1 protein-coding gene and 1 pseudogene are annotated in these 1,106 nt (G+C 66.9%); both read right to left on the reverse strand.

Annotated features, from left to right (window positions below):
* A pseudogene (locus C8K14_RS22290) lies at positions 1-365 on the reverse strand (electron transfer flavoprotein subunit alpha/FixB family protein); the annotation flags it as partial.
* Positions 365-1,102 (reverse strand): electron transfer flavoprotein subunit beta/FixA family protein, encoded by a 738-nt coding sequence (locus tag C8K14_RS22295; protein ID WP_233251195.1) that lies wholly within the window; start codon positions 1,100-1,102, stop codon positions 365-367. The gene C8K14_RS22295 and the pseudogene C8K14_RS22290, both read right to left, overlap by 1 nt.
* Positions 1,103-1,106: the final 4 nt, after the last annotated feature.

Genomic DNA, 1,106 nt, shown 5'->3' on the forward strand with positions numbered 1-1,106 from the left:
GTCTTGGGCCCTTCGACCGAGAGAATGTCGGATACCTGCGCCACGTCGAGCAGCGCAGCGACGCGCGGCGCAACGTTCTTGCCGGTGGTGGTGGCCGGCGCCACGAACGCATCGTGGTCGGCCATCAGCCCGGCGACGAGCGGAGCGACGTTTTCCGCCAGCGCATGGGCATAGGCCGCGTCATCGGCCTTGAGCACGGCGGCAACGCCGGCAATCTGCGCGGCGGCCTGGGCTACGCCATCGACGCCTTCGCCCGCGACCAACGCAACCACGTCGCCCAGCTGGCCCGCTGCCGTCACCGCGCTCAGCGTCGCGTCCTTGATGGCCGCGCCGTCATGCTCGACCCAGAGAAGAACCTTACCCATCACGCGACTCCCAGTTCCTTGAGCTTGGCCACCAGCGCATCGACATCGGCCACCTTGACGCCGGCGGCGCGGACCGGCGGCTCGGCCACTTTCAGCGTCTTGAGGCGCGGTGCCACATCGACGCCCAGATCCGCCGGGGTCTTGGTGGCGAGCGGCTTGGACTTGGCCTTCATGATATTGGGCAGCGAGGCATAGCGCGGCTCGTTCAAGCGCAGGTCGGTGGTCACCACTGCCGGCAGCGCCAGCTTGACCGTTTCCAGGCCGCCATCGATCTCGCGCTTGACGATCAGATGATCGCCTTCGACGCTGACTTCATTGGCAAAGGTGCCCTGCGGCCGGCCGAGCAGCGCGGCGACCATCTGGCCCACCTGGTTCGAATCGTCGTCGATCGCCTGCTTGCCGGTGATGATCAGGCCTGGCTGTTCCTCGCCGGCGATCGCCGTCACGATCTTGGCCACGGCCAGCGGCTCAACCTCGTCGTCGCTCTGCACCAGGATCGCCCGGTCCGCACCCATCGCCAGCGCCGTACGCAGCGTATCCGTCGCCTTCGCCGGCCCGACCGACACCGCCACGATCTCGCTCACCACGCCCTTTTCCTTCAGGCGAATGGCTTCCTCGACCGCAATCTCGTCGAACGGGTTCATGCTCATCTTCACGTTCGCCAGCTCGACACCCGTGCCATCCGCCTTCACCCGCGGCTTCACGTTGTAGTCGATCACCCGCTTCACGCAGACCAGGGCT

This window comes from Novosphingobium sp. GV079, from assembly GCF_003058045.1.
Classification (GTDB): Bacteria; Pseudomonadota; Alphaproteobacteria; order Sphingomonadales; family Sphingomonadaceae; genus Novosphingobium; species Novosphingobium capsulatum.